The 22,925-nt window shown below is 35.9% G+C and carries 22 protein-coding genes; 10 read left to right on the top strand and 12 right to left on the bottom strand.

Going from position 1 to position 22,925, the window contains the following annotated elements:
* Position 1: 1 nt before the first annotated feature.
* From QWY91_RS16065 to QWY91_RS16080, 4 genes are read left to right on the top strand one after another with little or no spacing between them, the layout of a single operon-like run.
* On the top strand, positions 2 to 952 hold the full coding sequence (locus QWY91_RS16065) for a M28 family peptidase (RefSeq protein WP_290236510.1): 951 nt from the start codon (positions 2 to 4) through the stop codon (positions 950 to 952).
* Position 953: 1 nt separating this feature from the next.
* Positions 954 to 1,637 (top strand): SDR family NAD(P)-dependent oxidoreductase, encoded by a 684-nt coding sequence (locus QWY91_RS16070; protein WP_290236511.1) that lies wholly within the window; start codon positions 954 to 956, stop codon positions 1,635 to 1,637.
* A 9-nt stretch (positions 1,638 to 1,646) separates the two neighbouring features.
* Entirely contained in the window at positions 1,647 to 2,246 is a 600-nt protein-coding gene (locus QWY91_RS16075; protein ID WP_290236512.1) for a SprT-like domain-containing protein, read from the top strand.
* 22 nt (positions 2,247 to 2,268) lie between these two features.
* Positions 2,269 to 3,687 carry a DUF389 domain-containing protein gene (locus QWY91_RS16080; RefSeq protein WP_290236513.1) on the top strand — a complete coding sequence of 473 codons (1,419 nt, stop codon included), beginning with the start codon at positions 2,269 to 2,271 and terminating at the stop codon, positions 3,685 to 3,687.
* Here QWY91_RS16080 and QWY91_RS16085 read toward each other — a convergent pair.
* Positions 3,684 to 4,448 (bottom strand): ABC transporter ATP-binding protein, encoded by a 765-nt coding sequence (locus QWY91_RS16085; RefSeq protein ID WP_290236514.1) that lies wholly within the window; start codon positions 4,446 to 4,448, stop codon positions 3,684 to 3,686. The genes QWY91_RS16080 and QWY91_RS16085 overlap by 4 nt on opposite strands.
* A 2-nt stretch (positions 4,449 to 4,450) precedes the next feature.
* Positions 4,451 to 5,188, bottom strand: coding sequence for an MlaE family ABC transporter permease (locus QWY91_RS16090; RefSeq protein ID WP_290236515.1), 738 nt, complete (start codon positions 5,186 to 5,188; stop codon positions 4,451 to 4,453).
* A gap of 115 nt (positions 5,189 to 5,303) precedes the next feature.
* Between QWY91_RS16090 and pafA the strand changes: the two genes are divergently transcribed.
* Positions 5,304 to 6,944 (top strand): alkaline phosphatase PafA, encoded by a 1,641-nt coding sequence (gene pafA, locus QWY91_RS16095; protein ID WP_290236516.1) that lies wholly within the window; start codon positions 5,304 to 5,306, stop codon positions 6,942 to 6,944.
* Between the two features lie 184 nt (positions 6,945 to 7,128).
* On the opposite strand, the gene QWY91_RS16100 is transcribed toward pafA, so the two are convergent.
* From QWY91_RS16100 to gcvP, 5 genes are all read right to left on the bottom strand, one after another.
* Positions 7,129 to 7,983: a glycosyltransferase family 2 protein gene (locus QWY91_RS16100; RefSeq protein WP_290236517.1), complete on the bottom strand. Its 855-nt coding sequence runs from the start codon at positions 7,981 to 7,983 to the stop codon at positions 7,129 to 7,131.
* Between the two features lie 179 nt (positions 7,984 to 8,162).
* Complete coding sequence (locus QWY91_RS16105) at positions 8,163 to 8,810, bottom strand: hypothetical protein (RefSeq protein WP_290236518.1); 648 nt, start codon at positions 8,808 to 8,810, stop codon at positions 8,163 to 8,165.
* Positions 8,811 to 8,936: 126 nt separating this feature from the next.
* Entirely contained in the window at positions 8,937 to 9,455 is a 519-nt protein-coding gene (locus tag QWY91_RS16110) for a methyltransferase (protein ID WP_290236519.1), read from the bottom strand.
* 1 nt (position 9,456) lies between these two features.
* Complete coding sequence (locus tag QWY91_RS16115) at positions 9,457 to 10,515, bottom strand: 3-oxoacyl-ACP synthase III family protein (protein ID WP_290236520.1); 1,059 nt, start codon at positions 10,513 to 10,515, stop codon at positions 9,457 to 9,459.
* A 133-nt stretch (positions 10,516 to 10,648) separates the two neighbouring features.
* Positions 10,649 to 13,498, bottom strand: a complete 2,850-nt coding sequence (gene gcvP, locus QWY91_RS16120; RefSeq protein WP_290236521.1) for an aminomethyl-transferring glycine dehydrogenase — start codon at positions 13,496 to 13,498, stop codon at positions 10,649 to 10,651.
* Positions 13,499 to 13,675: 177 nt separating this feature from the next.
* Between gcvP and QWY91_RS16125 the strand changes: the two genes are divergently transcribed.
* Complete coding sequence (locus QWY91_RS16125) at positions 13,676 to 14,500, top strand: UbiA prenyltransferase family protein (protein ID WP_290236522.1); 825 nt, start codon at positions 13,676 to 13,678, stop codon at positions 14,498 to 14,500.
* On the opposite strand, the gene QWY91_RS16130 is transcribed toward QWY91_RS16125, so the two are convergent.
* The 5 genes from QWY91_RS16130 to QWY91_RS16150 all read right to left on the bottom strand — a co-directional run bounded on the left by QWY91_RS16130 (position 14,478) and on the right by QWY91_RS16150 (position 19,828).
* On the bottom strand, positions 14,478 to 14,741 hold the full coding sequence (locus QWY91_RS16130; protein ID WP_290236523.1) for a hypothetical protein: 264 nt from the start codon (positions 14,739 to 14,741) through the stop codon (positions 14,478 to 14,480). The genes QWY91_RS16125 and QWY91_RS16130 overlap by 23 nt on opposite strands.
* Before the next feature lie 2 nt (positions 14,742 to 14,743).
* Positions 14,744 to 15,295 carry a sigma-70 family RNA polymerase sigma factor gene (locus tag QWY91_RS16135; RefSeq protein WP_290236524.1) on the bottom strand — a complete coding sequence of 184 codons (552 nt, stop codon included), beginning with the start codon at positions 15,293 to 15,295 and terminating at the stop codon, positions 14,744 to 14,746.
* A gap of 184 nt (positions 15,296 to 15,479) precedes the next feature.
* Positions 15,480 to 17,510, bottom strand: a complete 2,031-nt coding sequence (locus QWY91_RS16140) for a M3 family metallopeptidase (RefSeq protein WP_290236525.1) — start codon at positions 17,508 to 17,510, stop codon at positions 15,480 to 15,482.
* A gap of 523 nt (positions 17,511 to 18,033) precedes the next feature.
* The gene (gene purE, locus QWY91_RS16145) at positions 18,034 to 18,522 is read right to left on the bottom strand and encodes a 5-(carboxyamino)imidazole ribonucleotide mutase (protein WP_290236526.1); all 489 of its coding nucleotides are present in this window, start codon (positions 18,520 to 18,522) and stop codon (positions 18,034 to 18,036) included.
* Between the two features lie 145 nt (positions 18,523 to 18,667).
* The gene (locus QWY91_RS16150; RefSeq protein WP_290236527.1) at positions 18,668 to 19,828 is read right to left on the bottom strand and encodes a 5-(carboxyamino)imidazole ribonucleotide synthase; all 1,161 of its coding nucleotides are present in this window, start codon (positions 19,826 to 19,828) and stop codon (positions 18,668 to 18,670) included.
* Positions 19,829 to 19,949: 121 nt separating this feature from the next.
* On the opposite strand from QWY91_RS16150, the gene hpt reads away from it, so the two are divergent.
* The 4 genes from hpt (at position 19,950) to QWY91_RS16170 (ending at position 22,735) form a co-directional block, all read left to right on the top strand.
* A complete protein-coding gene (hpt, locus tag QWY91_RS16155; RefSeq protein ID WP_290236528.1) occupies positions 19,950 to 20,480 on the top strand; it encodes a hypoxanthine phosphoribosyltransferase in 531 nt (176 codons plus the stop codon).
* 15 nt (positions 20,481 to 20,495) lie between these two features.
* Complete coding sequence (locus QWY91_RS16160; protein ID WP_290236529.1) at positions 20,496 to 21,068, top strand: adenylate kinase; 573 nt, start codon at positions 20,496 to 20,498, stop codon at positions 21,066 to 21,068.
* Positions 21,069 to 21,082: 14 nt separating this feature from the next.
* Positions 21,083 to 22,099, top strand: a complete 1,017-nt coding sequence (obgE, locus tag QWY91_RS16165) for a GTPase ObgE (protein WP_290236530.1) — start codon at positions 21,083 to 21,085, stop codon at positions 22,097 to 22,099.
* Positions 22,100 to 22,207: 108 nt separating this feature from the next.
* A complete protein-coding gene (locus tag QWY91_RS16170; RefSeq protein ID WP_290236531.1) occupies positions 22,208 to 22,735 on the top strand; it encodes a DUF4136 domain-containing protein in 528 nt (175 codons plus the stop codon).
* Positions 22,736 to 22,925 lie beyond the last annotated feature (190 nt).

The raw sequence follows: 22,925 nt of genomic DNA on the forward strand, positions 1-22,925 counted from the left end.
TATGAGAAAACCAATTAAAACTTTAGGAATTCTGGCTATTAGTATGGCTGGATTATTTTCCTGTAAAGCTCAGGGAACAGCAGAGATAGAAATTTCAGCAAACGATATGAAAGATAATTTGGAGTACTTAGCTTCAGATGATTTATTGGGTCGTAAAACGGGAACAGAAGGAATAGAAAAAGCAGCAAATTTCATTACAACCATATTTAAGGAAAATGGCGTAAAACCTTATTACGATACGTTTCGAGATAATTTCACAATAGGAGATGTGAAGGCGTTTAATTTAGTAGGTTATTTAGAAGGGAATGATCCTAAACTTAAAGATGAATTTGTAGTTATTGGAGCACATTATGATCATATTGGTATAGTGAATGCTGTTGATGGAGATTCTATCGCTAACGGAGCTAACGATAATGCAGCAGGAACCACAGCAGTGGTAGAGTTAGCTAAATACTTTGCAGAACTTAAAGATAACAAGCGAAGTGTTTTATTTATTCTCTTTAGTGGAGAAGAAATGGGCTTAAAAGGATCTTACCACAGTGCAAAAAGACTTAAAGAAGAAGGAATCGATCTATACACCATGATTAATCTGGAAATGATTGGCGTTCCTATGAGCGGTAAAGATTATCTGGCATATGTAACCGGATTCAAAGAAAGTAATCTTGCTGAAAAATTTAATGAATATACAGGCGAGCAAACCTTAGGATTTTTACCAGAGGCTAATCAAATGAATTTGTTTAAAAGAAGCGATAATTATCCTTATTATGCTGAGTTTAATGTGCCTTCACAAACTATTTGTACTTTCGATTTTACAAATTACTCGTACTACCATCATGTAAAAGATGAGGTTTCAGAAATGAATCCGGAACATATGGCGAATGTTGTAGAAGCCATTATTCCAGGAATCCATAAAGTATTAAATACTCCGGAAAAGGAGATAAAGATGAATTAGGATGAAGAATGTTGTAATTACTGGAACAAGCCGTGGTATTGGTCTTGAACTTGTTAAACTTTTTGCTGAAGAGGACTTTAATATTTTAGCATTATCTAGAAATGCTGAACCTGTTTCTTCAATAGAATTGGATAATGTTAGTGCTTTTTCATTCGATTTAGGTACTGAAGTGGATCTTAAAAAAGCATCAGATTTTGTCGAAAATGAATGGAACGGTAAAGTCGATATTCTTATTCATAATGCCGGGGCTTTTTTAAATAAACCATTTCAGGAAACCGCATTAGAAGAGTTTAGAAGGATTTACGAAGTGAATGTTTTTGGTTTGATTGGCTTAACGCAGCAGTTAATGCCATTTATGGATTCTTCGTCGCACATTGTAAGCATAAGCAGTATGGGTGGTGTACAGGGAAGTATGAAATTCGCCGGATTGTCGGCATATTCTTCAAGTAAAGCGGCAATTATAACTTTAACTGAACTTTTAGCTGAAGAGTATAAAGAATCTGGACCTGTATTTAATGTTTTAGCATTAGGAGCAGTGCAAACCGAAATGTTAGCAGAAGCATTTCCTGGTCTTGAAGCTCCACTTTCCGCAGCAGAAATGGCTTCCTATATTAAGAATTTCAGCTTAACAGGAAGTAAATTCTATAACGGGAAATTGCTTCAGGTTTCTAATAGTACGCCTTAAATTGGATTGATGAATCAGGTGCTTTCAAGATATTTGCCTAGTCATGCGGTAGAGCCGGCTTTTATGCTTATTCGTGATAATAACGTGCATCTAAAAGTGGTTAACGAACGCCGCACTCGTCACGGTGATTATAGAAGAATGCCAGATGGAACGCAGCAAATAACAATTAATGCCAATCTCAACCAATATCGGTTTTTGATTACATTGGTGCATGAGATTGCGCACTTGCTTGCTTTCGAAAAATACGGAAGAAGAATTAAACCGCACGGGAGAGAATGGAAACTTACCTTCAGAAACTTAATGTTGCCATTTATCCATCCTGAAATCTTTCCTTCAAAACTATTACCGCTTATTGCCAGACATTTCAAAAATCCCACAGCAAGTAGTGATACAGATGCAAGATTATCTATCGCATTAAAAAGTTTTGATCAACCAAACGATAAAAACTATATTTTTGAAGTGCCGGCTGGTGCATTATTCAGAATTTATAACGGAAAGGTTTTTAAAAAAGGACCAAGAAGAATTAAGCGTTATGAGTGTCTGGAAGTGAATAGCGGTAAAATTTATTTATTTCAACCCAATGCTGAAGTTGAGCTAATTAAAGCTTAGCTTTCTTTTGCTTCTATATTATATGGAAAACGAAAACAAGAATGCCGAAATTCAGGAGGAATATCAAGCAAAAGCAAAAGGCTTTTTTCAGAGCACAAAAGTTTTTATAAATGATCTTTTAGATATAAGAACTGATAGTGATCGAGAATCAACCTTAGAGGCTGTAAGGAGAGATATTTCATTTAAAGGCCATAATGCCTGGATTTTAATCTTCTCTATTTTTGTGGCCTCCATAGGGCTTAATGTAAGCAGTACGGCGGTGGTTATTGGAGCCATGCTTATTTCACCACTTATGGGACCAATTGTAGGAATCGGTATGTCGGTTGCGATAAATGATGTAGATACACTTAGAAAGTCGCTCAAAAACCTCGGGATAATGGTAGTGCTGAGTGTGCTTACGGCTTTTGTATATTTCAAAATTTCTCCGGTTACAGAAATCACTCCAGAATTAGAAGCTAGAACTTATCCTACCATATTGGATGTTTTAGTAGCTATTTTTGGTGGTTTGGCGCTCATAGTAGGAAAGTCCAAAAAAGGAACTATCGCCAGTGTAATTATGGGAGTAGCGATTGCTACAGCCTTAATGCCTCCCCTTTGTACCGTAGGCTTTAGTCTTGCAAATACACAATGGCAAAATGCCGGTGGCGCATTTTATCTTTTTTCTATAAATGCTGTTTTTATAGCGCTTTCTACTTTTGCGGTGGCTAAACTTTTAGGTTTTCCATTAGTTCGTTATGCCAATAGTAAAAGACGTCGAAGAACCGCTCAAATCGCTTCAGCAGTAGCGGTGATTGTTATGATTCCCAGTATTATTCTATTTATCAATCTTTTGAATAAAACCTTATTCGAGACGAAAGCGAAAGATTTTGTAAGTAACGATATTCGTTATTTAGGAGCCGAAGTTTTAAAGCAGGAATCCGATTTTGATAACAGAAGGATTGATATCTATATGATAGGTAAGCGAGTGCCGGAAGGTACAGTAGCCACTTGGCGCGCAAAGCTGAACGAAATCGAAGCCCTTAAGGAATCGCAACTTATTGTTCATCAAAACGCTGAAGACGGCGGAAACTTAGATCAATTATCCTCGCAGGTTCGTAGTGGTATTTTGGAAGATCTTTACATGAAAAATCAGGAAGTTGTCGAAAATAAAGATGCTAAAATTCGATTGTTAGAAGACCAAATAAAACGATACCGAACTTCTTTATTCGATTTTGAAAGTCTTAGTAAAGAAGCTCAGGTGAATTATAGCGAAATCAAGAACCTTGGCTATTCTAATCAGGTTGTTACCGATTTTCAGAAAGTCGATACCATTCCAACATTTACAATTACCTGGAAAGATAAAGTTACCGCTACTGAAAAAGAAAATAGCAGAAAGAAATTCGAAAACTGGTTAAATGTTCGGTTACAACTGGACACGCTAAATGTGAAATCTGCTAATTAGTAGCCCTGCAGTTGCGCTTCTCTTACTTTTTTAAATAGGTCTGAAGAATACACAAAATCGGTTACTGTCTTGTCTGTGGTCTTGAAAATTTCGTCTTTGTTACCAGTCCACGCCAAAACTCCATCTTTTAAAAACGCAATTTTTTCTCCAATTTCAAGAACCGAGTTCATATCGTGAGTAATGATAATTGTGGTTATGTCATACTCATGTGTGATTTTCTGAATTAAATTGTCAATAACCGTAGCGGTTGTTGGATCCAATCCCGAGTTAGGTTCATCACAAAATAAATATTTTGGCTGATTTACAATAGCGCGTGCTATAGAAACACGTTTTTGCATACCACCACTAATTTCCGAAGGGAATTTATCATCTGCACCAACAAGATTTACGCGTTCTAAAACAAGACTAACGCGTTCTTCCATCTTCGCTTTCTTCATCTTGGTGAACATTTTCAGCGGAAACATAACATTTTCTTTAACTGTCATAGAGTCAAAAAGTGCTCCTCCCTGAAAAACCATCCCTATTTCTTTCCGAAGTTCTCTTCTTTCTTCATCAGAAAATTCACTATAGGGTTTGCCATCGTATTCAATTACGCCTTGTTCAGGAGTAAAAAGACCGAGCATGTTTTTTAAAAAAACACTTTTTCCAGATCCAGATTGGCCAATTATTAAGTTGGTTTTTCCGCGTTCGAAAACAAAATCAATACCTTTTAAAACCTCTTCGCCATTGAAAGCTTTATGTAAACCTTTTACCTCTATCATAATTAACTAAGTAATAATTGAGTAACAACATAGTTGGTAACAATAAGTACCACACTGGTCCAAACAAATGCAGTGGTACTTGCATGACCAACCTCTAAGGCTCCTCCTTTCATGTAATACCCGTGATATGCGGGAACAGTAGAAAGAATAATTGCAAACAGAAATGTTTTTATGAATGCATATATAAGATGGAATGTAGTAAAATCATCCTGTAATCCTGTAATGAATTGTTCGGGAGATACAAATCCTCCAAATACTGCAGCAACATAAGCGCCTAGTATTCCTAAAAACATAGAGATAGCGATAACAAAAGGATACGTCATCATCGCTACAATTTTAGGGAAAATCAGGTAGTTTTTAGAGTTGATTCCCATAACCTCTAAAGCATCAATTTGTTCGGTTACCCGCATAGATCCGATACTTGATGTTATAAAAGAGCCCACTTTACCTGCCATAATTATGGAAATAAAAGTAGGAGCAAATTCTAAAATCACCGATTGTCGCGCTGCATAGGCTACGAGGCTTTTAGGAATTAATGGGTTGTTGAGGTTTAGTGCCGTTTGGATTGCAACAACTGCTCCTATAAAAAAAGAGAGAAAACATACAATACCCATCGAACCAATGATAAGTTCATCGATTTCCTTAAATATAAGATCCTTTAAGACCGATCTTTTGGTCATTCTGGCAAATATACCTTTCAGCATGATAAAGTATTCGCCAATGGAGTGCAGGTAGGTCATTAAACAATTTTTGTAAAGCTAAAATACTAAATTTTACTTCGAAAGTATTTAACGTAGAATTAATCTTTAAATTTATAAGTTTCTTACTTTTGAAGCATTCTTCAAAATAGTTATTATGAAACGAATATACCTGGCAACATTTATGTTGCTTTTTGCTTTCTCTACAAAAGCACAGCAATCAGAATTCAAAAATAAAAAACCAAAATTGGTAGTAGGAATCGTAGTCGATCAGATGCGATATGACTACCTGAATAAGTTTTGGAATAAATATGAAGAGGGCGGTTTTAAACGCTTAATAAAGGAAGGTTTTAACTTTAGAAATAATCATTTCAATTACGCGCCAACTTACACCGGTCCGGGACATACCTCTGTTTGGACAGGAACTAGCCCAATGAATCATGGGATTATCGGCAATAACTGGTATGATAAGTTTGCGGGAGAAATGGTGTATTGCGCACAGGACGATGATGTAGAATCTGTTGGCACTAAAACCGATGCAGGTAAAATGTCTCCGCATCGTATCGAAGCGACGACGCTATCAGATCAAAACAGACTCAACACGCAGTTTAGAGGAAAAACAATCGGAGTATCTATTAAAGATCGTGGTTCTATTCTTCCGGCGGGACATACAGCAAATGGTGCTTATTGGTACTCTGGTGGTAACGATGGGAAATTTATCACAAGCACGTATTACATGGAAGAATTACCTGAATGGGTTGAGGATTTCAATAAATCTGGAAAAGCAGATTCTTACCTAAAAGAATGGAATACACTTTACGACATTGAAACCTACACAGAAAGTGGGGAAGATGATAATGATTTTGAAAACGGTTTTAAAGGAAAGGATAAAGCTACTTTTCCCTATGATCTTAAAAAATTAAGTAAGAAAAATGGTAAATATAGCCTGATTCCTCAAACACCATATGGTGATGATATCACTTTGGATTTTGCACTTGCAGCAATTAAAGGAGAAGATTTAGGTAAAGATGAAGATACCGATATTTTAACCCTTAGTTTTTCTAGTACCGATAAGGTAGGGCATAACTTTGGCGCAAACTCTAAAGAAGTAGAGGATACTTACCTAAGATTAGATAAAAATCTATCTGATCTTTTAAGTTATTTAGATGAAAATGTTGGAGAAGGAGAATATACTATTTTCCTTACTGCAGATCATGGTGGTGGTCATGTTGGTGGTTTTCTTGATAAGAATAGAATCCCAACCGGAGATTTAGATTATGATAAATTGGAAGAAGACTTTTCTGCTTTTTCTACGGAAAAATTTGGCGACGGACTTATCAAAAATGTATCAAACAATCAGATATTTTTTGATTACAAATACATAGCAGATAATGATTTGAATCCAGCTGAGGTAGAAACGAAAATCGAACATTTTTTAATTCAGCAGCCAGGTGTTTATAAAGTGTATACTCGAAGTGAGTTACAGGGCAACAACTTTTCTAATGGATTAGGTTATGTTGTTCAAAACGGATTCAACCAAAAAAGAAGTGGAGATGTAATTATAGTAACGCATCCGGGAAGTGGTTACGGTAAAGGTTCTACCCATGGTAGTGTTTTTAACTATGATACGCACACCCCATTGCTGTTTTTTGGAGCAGGCGTACCAAAAGGGGAAACTTACGAGCGTTCAGAGATTGTGGATATTGCGCCAACCATGGCAGCAATTTTAGGAATAGAATATCCTAATGCTACAAGTGGTAAACCATTAGCGATAATGTTGGATAAAGCTTCAGAATAAAATAAACTGAAATAACTAAAAAGCTCCTGAGTTTAGATAAATTCAGGAGCTTTTTTTATTGGCACCGCCAAACGGTTTGATATTCGATGGCTTGCCTTGAAATTGAAAATTCGTTTCCGGACTATGACTTATGGGCTTTACCTAAGATGGTTTATTCAATTCTGTAGTCAAAAAATAAATGTTGTTATTTAATAATTTTGCCCTTCATTTTTTTCCAGCGTAAGTCTCTAATAAATTTTCCTTCTTCTTTGGAAACTAATAAAGGTTCATTTGCTTTTTTTGCCTGAAAATAGCCTTTTAAATACGACGGAAATAGACCGTAGTCTTTTTTCATAAAAGCTAATTTGGCTGAAGCAATTCCTGTAATTAAAAATCCATATCCTAATCTATAAAATGCTTTTCCCTGTTTGTAGCGAGAAGCTTTGGTGTTATAATTAGCTCCGGTAGGTTTTAAGTGTTTTACGTGCAGTTTTTCAGTAGTTTCGATCTTCCAATCGTGAAACTGGGCTAAAAGCTCATCTACCGTATCCCAGCCCATCGCAGGTTTTAATCCTCCAATAGCTGTAAAGCATTCTTTGCGATAACATTTTAAAGCACCCCGAATGTGATCTTTATCGGTAAGATTTTCGATAATCCAGTCGCCATTTTTTTCGATCGTACAATGTCCGGCGGCCATTCCGATTTTTGAATCTTTTTTGAAAATTTCAACGATAGTTTCTAAGTAATTTTCAGGAAAAATCAAATCAGCATCGAACTTACAGATCAGATCATAGTTTTCATCTAATTCTGCTAAACCAGCATTAAAAGCATTGATCACTTTGCTTCCCGGTTGATGCGCCTCAGAAGAGGTGGTATTTTTTAGCTGAATAAAAGGATGCTTTTCGATAAAATCCTGAACAATTTTTGGAGTGTCATCGGTGCTTTGGTCGTTTACGACAACAATTTTACTTGGTAGAAAAGTTTGGCTAACCAAAGACTGAAGGGTTAATCCAATAAAATCTGCTTCGTTGTGTGCCGGTATGGCGATGTAAATTTTCAAAAGCTAAAGTTTAGCGTAAACTTACGATATTCTATAATTTCAGAATAAATTTTATAAATCGAAGTTTTTTCGAAAAAGATATCTCAAAATGAGAATGATATCATACAAATGCCTCATGGGTTTGTTTCCGGGTATTTACTAGTAGTCTATGAGGGTTTGTATCCTTAGTGAAATTTTGATTAATACTCGATTTGATTTGTAGTTAAAGTAAACTCTTTGTTATTATTAAATTTAAATGTTGTTCTAAAAATATAAGTGTCTACTTCAGTCTCTTTACTATCAAAAGATAGAACAATGTATTCTGGAAATGATTCTTTACATCTCGATACAAATTCTTCTATTGTCAATTCATACTTTGCAAAAGTATGTTGACTATTGATTTCTGGAGTCAAAATAAATTTTATGACATCAGAGTCGTTATTAATTGTATAAAATTGATCGTCATTCTTTTTTACCTCTACGGTAACACTTTCAAGTCTGTCATAATATAGTAATTGGCGGTCTATAATGAAACCATCTTTTGCATTTTCGGCATCTATTTTTCTATAATACTCTATTAAAGTTTCACGACTGTTAGATATGAAATCAAAATAAACTAAAATCTCATTTTTATTTATAAAGTCAGTTATTGAGTTTGGTTTAATTACAGGGAAATTATCAGGGATTTGATAAATAGTTGCATAGTCTAAGTTGATTGTGTCAATAATAATTCCTTCTTCCATTATAGCTGTAATATCTGAGGAAGTTGTTTCATTAGAGATATCATCATCCCTGTATTCACAGGCGCCAAGGAGTAATATACAAATGGAGAATAATACTTTTTTCATAGTTTCAGTTTATATAATTCTGTACTAGAGAGATACAAAAAAAGTGAAATGGTTGCGTTATTGAATCCAGACTCTTCAAAAATGACACACAACTAACGATTAACGATACAATAACTTTAAATTGTTCTATTTTCGTTCCGCATAAACTGCATAATAACGCGGAGTAAATCGTCTAAAAATCGGCCGAATTCCAACCTTGTTCACAGGATTAGTCCATTGTAAGCGATCTTTGATTTTCCATCCCGTTTTCTCTAATAGCCAATCGAATTGCCAGTCTTCAAATTCATGATAGTGGCGATCACGCATATCGGTTTTACTACGATATGCTTCAGAAAACCATAATTTTAACGGCACGGTAGTCACTAATTTATCGGCTTCAATATTTTTTAGAATCGTATAAGGATTCAATAAATGTTCAAAAATTTCAAAGGCAGTAACGACTTCGAAATCTTGCTTTACAATATCAAATTTCTCATCTAAATCTTCACCAGTTGTATTGGTGATCTCGTATCCTTCCTTCAGCATAATTTCAGAAAAAGGGTTTTGAATTCCCAGATCTAAAATATTAGAAGGTGCTTTAACATGTTTGTTTAAAAATTCTAGTGTTTTTTGAAATCGTTTACCGGGATAGGTATTCTCGTACATTTTAATATTCGTATACTATTGCATTAATATTCATACCGGCACCAACACTGGCCAGCAAAATAATATCACCTTTTTGCAATTCCTGATTTTCAATCTTTTTGTTCACTACCAAATCTAATAATGTTGGCACTGTTGCAACACTGCTATTTCCCAATTCTTTAATAGACATCGGCATCACGCCTTCTGGGATTTTTTTGCCAAACAATTTATAAAAACGTTTGATAATAGCTTCATCCATTTTTTCATTCGCCTGATGGATAAATACTTTTTTAAGATCATCAATTCCTTTTCCGCTTTGCTCTAGGCAAGACTTCATCGCATTCGGAACATTGATCAACGCAAATTCGTAAATTTTGCGACCATTCATTTTAATAAAACGCGTATCAGAATCAGTTTCCTGATTGTTCGATTTTCCAAAATAAATATATTTAGATTCACTTAAAGAATGCGTAGCTGTTTCGTGCGCTAAAATACCGCCGGTTTCTTCGCTTGCTTCTAAAATAGCGGCACCAGCACCATCAGAAAATATCATGCTGTCTCTGTCGTGTTGATCTACAACTCTAGAAAGTGATTCGGCTCCTATAACTAGGCATTTTTTGGCCATACCGCACTTAATAAAAGCTTGTGCCTGTATCATTCCTTCAATCCAGCCAGGGCATCCAAAAAGAACATCATAACATACACATTTTGGATTCTTGATGCGTAACTTAGCTTTTACACGTGTAGCCATACTTGGCACCGTGTCGCTTTGTATAGATCCTTTACTAACATCACCATAATTGGTAGCAACAATAATGTAATCTAGCGTTTCAATATCTACGTTAGAAGATGCTATTGCTTTTTGCGCTGCCAAAAAAGCAATATCTGAGGTGTTAAGAGAATCATCGATATAGCGACGTTCTTCAATACCGGTGATTGCTTTAAATTTTTCTATAGTCTCCTCGTTGGAGTGAGGAAAGTCACTACCGTCCAGATTTTTGAATTCATGCAGATGAAAATCGGCATTTTTAGTAATTACATTTGGGATATAACTTCCCGTTCCAGTGATCTTGATGTTCATCCGTCAATTTGAATTAGTAATGAAATATAAGAATTATTGTTCGCAATCCTAACAAAATGTTAATTGGTTATTCTGAAATCTATAAAAAAAGGCTATCAATTTTGATAGCCTCTTAAAAATAAGTGTTATCAGATTAAGCTTCCATATATTCCTCTATCGGAGGACAGGTACACATAAGGTTTCTGTCTCCAAAAGCTTCGTCTACTCGGCGAACGGTAGGCCAAAACTTATTGTCTGCAATATATTCTAGTGGAAAAGCTGCTTTTTCTCTGCTATAAGGGAAACTCCATTCGCTTGAAGTAAGCATTTTAATAGTATGAGGTGCATTTTTCAACACGTTGTTAGTGTCGTCTGCACTTAATTCTTCAATTTCTTTTCTAATAGAGATCAACGCATCACAAAAACGATCCAACTCAGCTTTACTTTCACTTTCTGTAGGCTCGATCATTACCGTTCCTGCCACAGGAAACGATACTGTAGGCGCATGGAATCCATAATCGATTAGACGCTTAGCAATATCTGTAACTTCGATGCCATTGTCTTTAAATGGTCTACAGTCTATAATCATTTCGTGAGCTGCACGTCCTCTTTCTCCAGAGTATAACGTTTTATAATGATCTGAAAGACGTTCTTTAATATAATTTGCGTTTAAGATCGCATGTTCGGTAGCTTTCTGAAGTCCGCCGCTTCCAAGCATTTTGATATATGCATAAGAAATTAAACACACTAAAGAAGATCCCCAAGGAGCTGAAGAAATTGGGCCAATGGCTTGTTCTCCGCCAGTTTTAATTACTGGATTTCCTGGTAAAAACGGCACTAGTTGTTTTGCAACACAAATAGGACCAACACCTGGACCACCGCCACCATGTGGAATCGCAAAGGTTTTATGAAGGTTTAAGTGACAAACATCAGCACCGATATTTCCAGGATTGGTCAAACCAACCTGAGCATTCATATTGGCACCATCCATATAAACCTGCCCGCCATTATCGTGGATAATCTGAGTAATTTCTTTAATAGCCGATTCGAATACACCGTGAGTAGATGGGTAAGTTACCATTAAAGCTGCAAGATTATCTTTATGCTCAATAGCTTTTTCTCTTAGATCATCAACATCTATATTTCCATTTTCGGTAGCTTTGGTCACTACTACTTTCATTCCCGCCATTACTGCAGAAGCTGGATTGGTTCCGTGTGCAGAAGAAGGAATTAGACAAACATCACGATGTCCCTGGCCTTCAGCTTCATGATACGCTCTAATCACCATTAATCCTGCATATTCCCCTTGTGCACCAGAATTTGGTTGCAAAGAAGTAGCAGAAAAACCAGTAATCTCGGTTAACTGATCTTCCAGTTCTTTAAGAATGATTTGATAACCTTCAGCTTGTTCTACCGGAGCAAATGGATGAATATTTCCCCATTGCGGATTACTAAGCGGAAGCATTTCTGAAGCTGCATTTAGCTTCATGGTACAAGAACCCAAAGAGATCATCGAATGATTTAGTGAAAGATCTTTACGCTCTAATTTTTTGATATAACGCATCAATTCAGTTTCTGAATGGTATGCGTTAAAAACGTCGTGAGTTAAGAAATCTGTTTTTCTAGAAACCGATTCTGGTATTGCGCTGATTTCTTTTAATTCTGAAAGCGCTTCAGTTTCTTTACTGGCTACTTCAGCAAAAATGGAAACTACCGCATTTACATCTTCTGTAGTAGTAGTTTCATTTAACGAAATAACTACAGTTTCAGCATTAGGGTAATAGAAGTTATATTCTTTAGCTTCCGCAGCAGCTTTTATTTTTTCAGCATCTGCTTTTATCTGAAGTGTATCAAAGTATGCTGAATTTACCTGCTCGTATCCTAAACTCTCTAATTGTGAAGCTAAGTTTGTTGTTGAATAATGAACGGTATCAGCAATATATTGTAATCCTTTTGGACCGTGATAAACTGCGTACATTCCTGCCATTACTGCAAGTAAAACCTGTGCAGTACAAATGTTAGAGGTTGCACGATCACGTTTTATATGTTGCTCTCTGGTTTGTAACGCCATTCTTAGCGCACGATTACCATCGGCATCTTTAGTTACACCAATAATACGCCCAGGAAGGTTTCTTTTGTAAGCCTCTTTAGTTGCAAAATAAGCAGCGTGAGGCCCACCGTAACCTAATGGAATTCCAAAACGTTGTGTTGTTCCTACAACTACATCTACTCCCAATTCTCCAGGAGCTTGTAATTTTACTAAGCTTAAAATATCTGCAGCTACAGCTACTTTTATCGAATTTTCATTACAGTTATTTACAAAATCTGCATAATCGAAAATTTGTCCGTGCTTTCCAGGATATTGAATTAAAGCCCCAAAAAATTCAGAAGAATAATCGAATTCGGCGTGGTTGCCAAGTACGATTTCAATACCTAAAAATTCTGCACGGGTTTTAATTAATGAGATGGTTTGTGGTAAAACCTGTTCAGAAATAAAGAACTTATTTACATTATCCTTTTTTTGCTTACGATCTCTAACTGCAAATAGTAAAGCCATAGCTTCTGCCGCTGCAGTAGATTCGTCTAAAAGCGAGGCATTGGCGATTTCCATTCCGGTAAGATCGCTTACCATGGTTTGGAAATTTAGCAAAGCTTCCAATCTTCCTTGAGCAATCTCAGCTTGATAAGGCGTATAAGCCGTATACCAACCCGGATTTTCTAAAACATTACGTTGTATTACCGCAGGCATAATTCCCTGGTGGTAACCTAGGCCAATGTAAGATTTGAAAACCTTATTTTTAGCAGCTAACTTTCCAATATGCTCGGCGTATTGATTCTCACTAAGCGCTTTTGGTAAATTTAGGGGCTGTTTTAAACGAATATCATCTGGGATTGTTTCGTAGATAAGCTGCTCCAAACTATCAACGCCGATAGTCTGTAGCATCTCTTTAAGATTTTCTTCTTTAGGACCAATGTGTCGAAGGGCAAAAGAATCTGTTCTCATCAATATTGTAGTTGTGTTTTGATGGCGCGAAATTACACAATTTCATCGTAAATCTTTAAAGATTAGGCGACACAGTTTTAAAGATTTTTTAACGTCTGATAAAGAAGTATAGCTTAAAATTTTGACGTTCATTTTTCGTAAAAATAAATTGAAATTAGAATTGCCTATTTTAGCCGGGTGAAGTCGCTAAAATATCTTTTTAATCTTTATTTAAATTCCAGTATCCACACCGGGATTGCTGTGGTTTGTTTTACACTGGTCACTTTTTTAGAGTTCGGAATTGCGGTAGATCAAAACCTGCTCTGGTTTATTTTCTTCGGAACGGTTACCAGCTATAATTTTGTAAAATACGCCAGTGTTGCCGGTTTGCATCATTCCAGTCTTGCTGAGAATTTAAAGATTATACAGGTGTTTTCGTTTTTCTGTTTTATAGCCTTATTGTGGTATACACTGAAACAAGATTACAAAACACTTTTCGTTTCGACTATACTGGGAATGTTAACCTTGCTTTACGCAACACCTGTTTTAAAAGGACATCAAAATTTAAGGAATATCGCCGGTATTAAAGTGTTTGTAATAGCAATTACAGCTACCGGAACCGGAGTTTTGTTACCCTTATTACATCATTATGAGATTTCACTTCAGGATAAAATTATAGCTATAATTCAACGAATATTAATACATGTAGTTTTGATGCTTCCTTTTGAAATTAGAGATTTAAGATATGATCATGCATCACTAAAAACCATTCCGCAGCTATTGGGAGTAAAGAACACGAAAATCTTTGGAGGTGTTTTGCTTTTTTTAGCGGTAGGTTTAGAACTTTTTAAAACTAATGCTGTTGAACATAGTTTGCCGGGATTGGCAATATTCGCAGTTTTGGTTATCTTAATGTTGTTGGCCTCGAGAACAAAACAAAACAAATTTTATTCTTCTTTTTGGGTAGAAGCTGCGCCAATATTTTGGGTGCTTATTTTGGTTATTCTAGGTGAGATTTTCTAAGCTCTTCTTCGATAGCTTTACGCCAGCATTCTTTCTCGTCTGGCGAGCAGCACTCTAATTTTGCTTTCTCGATAAGTTTAGTTAAACGCGTATTACGCTCGCTATATTCTCTACAACGAGGACATTCTGATAAATGCTCTAAAAGCTGCATTTTTTCTATCAAGTCAGCTTCTTTATACTGACCTTTATCACAGCAGCATTCGGCCTTATCGCAATCAATATATTTCTTTTCTTCTTGCATAGTTAAAACCAGTTTTTTTCCAGACAAGCTGCTAAAGCTGTTCTGGCTCTGTGGATTATTACCCAAAGATTAGACGGAGTGATATCGAATTCTTTACAAATTACATCGGTATCTATACCATCTATAGTTTTCATTTTAAAAATGGTTGCATGCTTAGCATTAATTTTTTCTAAACAGTCCAGAATTGCCATTCCCAGTTCTGTATTTTCCATTTCGTCCTCGGCAGTTTTATCAAATTGATCGGCAACCTGCTCTTCCAGCCAGTCACCATCATTTTCACCGTCACGATAATTAATATGAACTTCTGCCTGTCCTTTCTTAGAATTACTTCTGCGGTAATGATCGATAATTTTACGTTTAAGGATAGAGATTAACCAGGTTCGTTCGCTGGCTTCACCCTTAAAATTTTCCATCGATTTGAGACCGGCAAGAAAAGTTTCAGAAATAAGATCGTTAGCAACCTCACGATCGTTTACCCTTACAATTGTATAATTGAAGAGATAATCTGAGTATTTATCTACCCATTTAGTTGGATCTATGCTATGCGTTGACATTTTTTTGTCGTGAGATTATCAGGTAAAAGTAAGAAAACTTATTTATACTGAAGAATGGTTTATATGCTTTGAAAAATGTTTTGGATCTGAAGTAGTCGTCACCCTGAACTTGATTCAGGGTCCCATCACGTTTTTAACTGGATGAGATTCTGGATCAAGTTCAGAATGACGATTTTTTTACCTTCTACTTTTCAATTAATCCTGCTCTTTTAAGTAGAGCATCGGGTTTTGGTTCTTCTCCTCTGAAACGTTTATAAAGCGTCATAGGATGTTCGGTGCCGCCCATAGACAGAATATTGTTTTTGAACTTATCGGCAACTTCCTTACTGAAAATTCCTTGTTCTTTAAAATATTCAAAAGCATCGGCATCTAGAACTTCTGCCCATTTATAAGAATAATATCCTGCTGAATATCCTCCCTGGAAAATATGAGAAAATGCGGTACTCATACAATTTTCCGGAACATCAGGATAGAGTTTTGTAGCTTCAAAAGCTTGTTTTTCGTGCGCTTTTACATCTTCAACAGTAGAAGGGTCTATAGCATGCCAGCTTAAATCTAACATTCCGAAGCTTAATTGACGAACGGTTTGCATTCCTTCTTGAAAGCTAGAAGATTCTTTTATTTTTTCAACCAATTCCATCGGAATAGCTTCTCCGGTTTTATAATGCTTTGCAAAAAGTTGTAGCGCTTCTTTTTCGTAACACCAATTTTCTAAAACTTGGCTAGGTAATTCCACAAAATCCCAATATACGTTAGGTCCCGATAAACTTGGATAAATTGTATTTGCTAACATACCGTGAAGGGCATGCCCAAATTCGTGGAAAAGAGTCGTTACTTCATTAAAAGTTAATAATGAAGGTTCCGATTTTGTTGGTTTTGTGAAATTACAAACGATAGAAACATGCGGGCGTTCTTCTTTTTCATTCTTTACAAATTGCGATTTGTACTCTGTCATCCATGCGCCACCACGTTTTCCCGGTCTTGGGTGAAAATCGGCATAAAATAATGCAATATTTTTCCCATTTTCATCGGTAACATTATACGTTTTTACATCAGGATGATATTTCTCTACTTCCTGAGTTTCGTTGAACTGAAGTCCGTATAATTTACTCGCTATGGTGAAAACTCCGTCGATTACATTTTCTAGTTTGAAATATGGTTTTAGCTTTTCATCATCCAAATTGAACAATTTCTGCTTCAATTTTTCACTATAGTAAGCCGAATCCCACTTCTCTAGATGGTCGATACCATCTAATTCTTTCGCGAAATCTTCTAATTGTTGAAATTCTTTTTCTGCAGCAGGTTTAGCTTTTTCAAGAAGTTCATTCAAGAAACTATCTACCTTTTCAGGAGTTTCTGCCATTCGTTCTTGCAATACAAAATGCGCATGAGTTTCAAAACCTAAAAGTTGTGCTCGCTGATATCTAAGTTTGGCGATTTTTAGAACATTTTCTTGATTGTCTAATTCATCACCATTAAATCCTTTAGCACCAAAAGCTATAGCCATTTTTTTACGGAGCTCACGATTTTTCGCATACTTCATAAACGGAATGTAACTTGGATAATCTAAAGTGAAAATCCAACCTTTTTTCTCTCTAGACTCAGCTACTGTTTTTGCTTCTTCTTTAAAACTTTCCGGTAGGCCATCAAGATCTTTTTCTTGGGTGATCTGGAGTTCAAATTTATTGGTTTCAGCTAAAACATTTTCACCAAAATTTAAACTTAAGGCAGCAAGTTGCTTATCGATTTCGCGTAATTCTTCTTGCTTTTCCTTCGGAAGATTGGCTCCGTTTCTAGAAAAAGACTTGTATTTTTTATCTAAAAGCGTTTTTTGTTCCGTAGTTAAGTCAAGCGCATCTTTTTGCTCGTAAACCGCTTTTACACGTTTAAATAAATCTTCATTCAGAATAATATCATTACTGAATTCGGATAATAAAGGAGAGACTTCTTGAGCGATTTTCTGAATTTTTGCATTGGTTTCTGCAGAATTAAGATTGAAGAAAATGCTAGTAACTCGATCTAACTTTTCTCCTGAAAATTCTAATTCCTCTATAGTATTTTCGAAAGTTGGTTCAGTTGCTGCTGAAGCAATTACTTCGATCTCTGACTTTGCTAGTTGTATGGCTTCGGTTATTGCAGGCTTAAAATGTTCCGTTTTAATTTTTGAAAAAGGAGCATAATTAAAATCCTTTAATAATGGATTATCTGTATTCATATACATTCAATTTTTTCGAATTAATGAAGTACAAAGCCTAAGCCATAACCGAGATTAGTTACCTAATTTCAGGTTTTTAAGATTGATTGCCAGAATTAACGAATTTGAAGTTTTTGTTCGGACGAATTGGCAGGGTTTCAGTTGGCAATAATCAATAAACAGTGATCAATGAGCATTAATGAGATTTTTGCTGAATAAAAAAGGTTTTATTCCGTGTCTGACACAGAATAAAACCTTTATGAGATGCTGAATCAAGTTCAGCATGACGTTGAGCCACGAGTTGATGGATTTATCCAGTCATCAGAGGATATTCGCAAGAAACAATTTTTTAAAATTCAATTACACTGCGCTTCTTTCGAAATCAGGAAGTAATTATTAATTCAAAATTCAGCATTTGAAAGTCAAAATAAGTATTATTAATCTTGAATTTTGCTTCCATGATCTATTGTCTATGTTCTAGAATCTAAAAGCACAGCGATCTCAATGCTTAATTCTAACTGCTAATAGCGCAGCGATCTAGAGGTTACTTCTTCTTAACTTCTTCAGCGCCTTTAATCACTTTTTCTTTTAGACCTTCTTTGTACACCAATACTTTATCCTGAACACATTTATCGGCAGCGCCAATAATTTGTGCAGCTAAAATACCGGCGTTTTTTGCGCCATCGAGAGCAACAGTAGCGACAGGTACGCCGCCGGGCATTTGTAAAATAGAAAGTACAGAGTCCCAACCATCGATAGAATTTCTAGATTTTACAGGAACTCCGATAACGGGTAGGGGAGAAAGTGAAGCAATCATTCCCGGGAGATGCGCTGCACCACCAGCACCAGCAATAATCACGTTGATGCCGCGAGTATGAGCATTTTTTCCGTAGTCGAATAATTTTTCAGGAGTTCGATGCGCAGAAACGATATCGACTTCAACTTCAATATCAAATCCTTGTAAAATATCTACTGCTTCCTGCATTACCGGCAGATCGCTAGTACTTCCCATTATAATTCCTACTTTGCTCATAATATGTGTTTTTATACTTTTAGCTATCAGTTTTTTATGCTTTATTAATAAATAATCGCTAGAAATTTTTTGATTAAATCCGATATAGCAAGCTTTCTAACTTCTAACTTCTAACTTCTAACTTCTAACTTCTAACTTCTAACTTCTAACTTCTGCTAATTACTTTAATTTCTCCTTTAACTCGTTCCGCAATATTACGTGCTTCATTGATATCTTTGTTTACAATAGTAACATGTCCCATCTTTCTGAAAGGGCGAGTAATCTTTTTTCCGTAGATATGAGGTGTTACGCCATCCATTTTCATAATGGTATCGATATTCTTATAAACAACTTCACCTTCATAATCTTTATCTCCAACAAGATTCACCATAATTCCACCAACTTTACTATCGGTATTTCCTAAAGGTAAATCTAGAATAGCGCGAATATGTTGTTCAAACTGATTGGTATAACTAGCTTCGATACTATAATGCCCGCTATTGTGAGGTCTTGGCGCAACTTCGTTTACTAAAATATCGTCGTTTTCGGTTTGAAACATTTCTATTGCTAAAAGGCCTACATGTTCAAAAGCTTCAGAAACTTGTTTTGCAATCGCTCTAGCTTTTTCCGCAACATGGTTTTCTATTCTAGCCGGACAAATTACATATTCTACCTGGTTGGCAGTGGGATGAAATTCCATTTCTACCACCGGATAGGTTTTTACTTCACCACTCGGTGTTCTGGCAACGATCACGGCAAGCTCATTTTTAAACGGGATCATTTCTTCAGCAATACATTCAGCATTTGGCAGTTTCTGTAAATCTTCAGCTTCCTTAATTACAGATACTCCTTTTCCGTCGTAACCACCCGTCGCACTTTTCCAAACAAACGGTAAAGATCTGGCGCCAGATTCGACATCTGCGATAAGATTTGCTATTTTTTGATACCTTTTAAATGGAGCTGTTGGTATATTTTTTTCAGTATAAAATTCTTTTTGAATAGCTTTATTCTGAATTTTTTCTAGCGTAGCAGCACTTGGATACGTTTTGATACCTTCAGCCTCTAGTTTTTTTAGGGCTTCAATATTTACTCCTTCAATCTCAAACGTTAGTATATCTACTTTTCTTCCGAAGTTAACAACCGTATCAAAATCCATTAAATCGCCTTGCTCAAAATGATCACAGGCAATTCTGGAAGGTGCTTCACTATTTGGATCTAAAACATAGGTTTGGATATCGTATTTACGCGTGTCGTAAAGCATCATTTTACCTAATTGCCCACCACCCAGGATACCAAGTTTAAAATCTGAAGAAAAGTAATTAATCATATTTCGTGCTGTTTGTGCAAAAATAAATTTTTAAGGTTGATTGTACCATTTATTCTTGCAGAAATTGGGGGAGTGTTGTAAATGAGATTCCGTATCTTTGCTTCCTTAAAAAAATCAGGTTTTGGTAAAAATACACGATATTGTTTTTGAACCCTATGTAAGTGAGGAAGAAATTGATACAGCAATAGCAAAAATCACAGAAAGGCTAAACGCAGATTATGAAAATGAGCGTCCTGTTTTTCTAAGTGTGCTAAATGGCTCTTTCATGTTTACTTCCGAAGTGATGAAAAAGTTCAAAAGAGAGTGTGATATTCAGTTTGTGAAGTTAGGATCTTACGAGGGTACAGAATCCACCGGAGATGTAAGAACACTTATAGGACTTAATAAATCGCTTGCTGGTAAAAAAGTGGTCATCTTAGAGGATATCGTAGATACCGGCGGTACGTTACAAGAGCTGGATAAAATTTTGAAAGAAAAAAATGTTAGTGACTATAAAGTAGCGACATTATTTTATAAACCTTCTATGTATCGTGGAAGTATAAAAATTGATTACGCAGGAATTGAAATCCCTAATGAATTTATTGTAGGCTATGGTTTAGACTATGATGGTTTAGGAAGAAACCTTACAGCAGTATACAAACGTAAATCGTAAATAAAATAACATAACATGACAAATTTGGTACTCTTTGGCCCTCCCGGAGCGGGCAAAGGAACTCAGGCAGATATTTTAAAAGAGAAATATCAGTTAGTACATATTTCTACAGGCGATGTTTTTAGATACAACATCAAGAATCAAACAGAACTTGGTTTAACTGCAAAGTCTTTTATTGATAAAGGTCAGCTAGTGCCAGATGAGGTTACTATCAATATGCTTAATGCTGAGGTGGAAAACAATCCAAATGCAAAAGGTTTTATATTTGATGGTTTTCCAAGAACCGAGAATCAAGCCGATGCTTTGGCCAGCTCTCTAAGCGGTAAAGGAACAGAGGTAAAAGCAATGATTGCTTTAGAAGTAGAAGATGAGGTTTTGGTGAAGCGTTTGTTGGAAAGAGGTAAAACCTCTGGTAGAAAAGATGATGCAGATGAAGCGGTAATTCGTAACAGAATTACAGTGTATTATGACGAAACTGCCATTTTAAAAGAGTATTACAAGAAACAAGATAAATATTACGGTGTTGATGGAGTAGGTTCTGTAGAAGAAATTACAGAGAGAATCAGCAACGTAATCGATAAATTATAATTCGAAATTAGATAATGAGAGAAGGCAATTTTATAGACTACGTAAAGCTACATGTATCTTCAGGAAAAGGAGGATCTGGATCTTCACATTTGCATCGTGAAAAGTATGTAGCTAAGGGAGGTCCCGATGGCGGTGATGGTGGTCGTGGTGGCCATGTGATCTTGCGTGGTAATAAAAACCTTTGGACATTAGTCGAATTTAGCTTTAGAAGACATGTAAGAGCTGAACACGGTGGTAACGGAGGTAAGCAACGAAGTTCTGGTGCCGATGGTCAGGATGAGATTGTAGATGTACCTTTAGGAACTGTAATTCGTGATACCGATACTCAGGAAATCATTGATGAGGTTACGGAAGATGGTCAGGAAATTATTATTGCTGAAGGTGGAATGGGAGGCCGGGGTAACTGGCATTTTAGATCTTCTACAAATCAAACACCACGATATTCGCAACCGGGTATCGATGGTAAAGAATTAGATATTACTTTAGAGCTTAAAGTATTAGCCGATGTAGGTTTAGTAGGTTTTCCTAACGCAGGAAAATCTACTTTACTATCGGTAATTACCTCGGCAAAACCTAAAATTGCCGATTATGAATTTACTACACTAAAACCCAATCTTGGGATTGTAAAGTATCGTGATTTCAAATCTTTTGTTGTTGCGGATATTCCTGGTATTATTGAAGGTGCTGCGGAAGGAAAAGGGCTTGGCTATCGATTTTTAAGACATATTGAACGAAATTCGACCCTACTATTTTTAGTGCCAGCAGATGCTGAAGACGTAGCGAAGGAATACGAAATTTTATTAGACGAACTTCGACGTTATAATCCTGAAATGTTGGATAAAGATCGATTAGTAGTGGTGTCTAAGACAGATATGCTGGACGAGGAATTGAAAACGGAGTTAAAGGCTGAATTAGATGAAAATCTTCCTGTACCTTATCATTTTATATCCTCTGTAGCACAACAAGGACTAACTGAGCTTAAAGATAAATTGTGGGAAATGCTTAACAAAGATCCAGAGCATAAAAACTAACTTCATTTTTTCATATTCTTTATTTTGAACTTCTTTTGCTAACTGATTTGCAAACAATGAAGTGGGATGATTTTTGATTAATTTTAAATACGTCAGAAATTATTCGATATGAAATTAATATTTAAACTCATTTTATTCAGTTTACTAGTAGCATCCTGTAACACCCCTAGGACGGTTTACGATTACGATGCTCAAACTAATTTTGATCTTTACAAAAGCTATCAATTGTTCCCGGATTTTCAGACGGGGATGAGTCAGTTAGATGAAAAAAGAATCATCAATAGCATCGATCATTTTATGCGCGAGAAGAATTTAGCGCTCGTGGAAAAGAATCCTGATATGTATGTGAATTTGTATACAGAACAATTTCAGGAGCAAAACTCGAATACTCTAGGTGTTGGTATTGGAAGCGGCGGCGGAAACGTAGGAGTAGGAGTTTCTGGAGGTATTCCTCTCGGCGGTCCAAAAGACTATTTACGCTTTATTATTGACTTTATTGATGTGGAGAAAGATGCTCTAATTTGGAAGGCTGAGGTAGAAGTGAAATTCAATAAAAATGCAAATCCAGATCAACGCCAAGCTCTATTCGACAAAGTTATAGCTAAGGCTCTGGAAGGATATCCTCCTATAAATTAAATCTAATCTTTTATGCTTTTTGCCAGACTGCTTTGAACTTTTACAGTGAAGATTTTTCTCATATTATTGTTATCAATATTCATCTCTAAACTATAACGATTATTGTATTTAGAGCGGATTTCCTAGAGCTCTTAAAAAGCGATATCTAGATATCTTGATTGGATAGATATGTTATTGCAGAAGTGTATTG

The organism is Zunongwangia endophytica (genome assembly GCF_030409505.1).
Lineage (GTDB): Bacteria > Bacteroidota > Bacteroidia > Flavobacteriales > Flavobacteriaceae > Zunongwangia > Zunongwangia endophytica.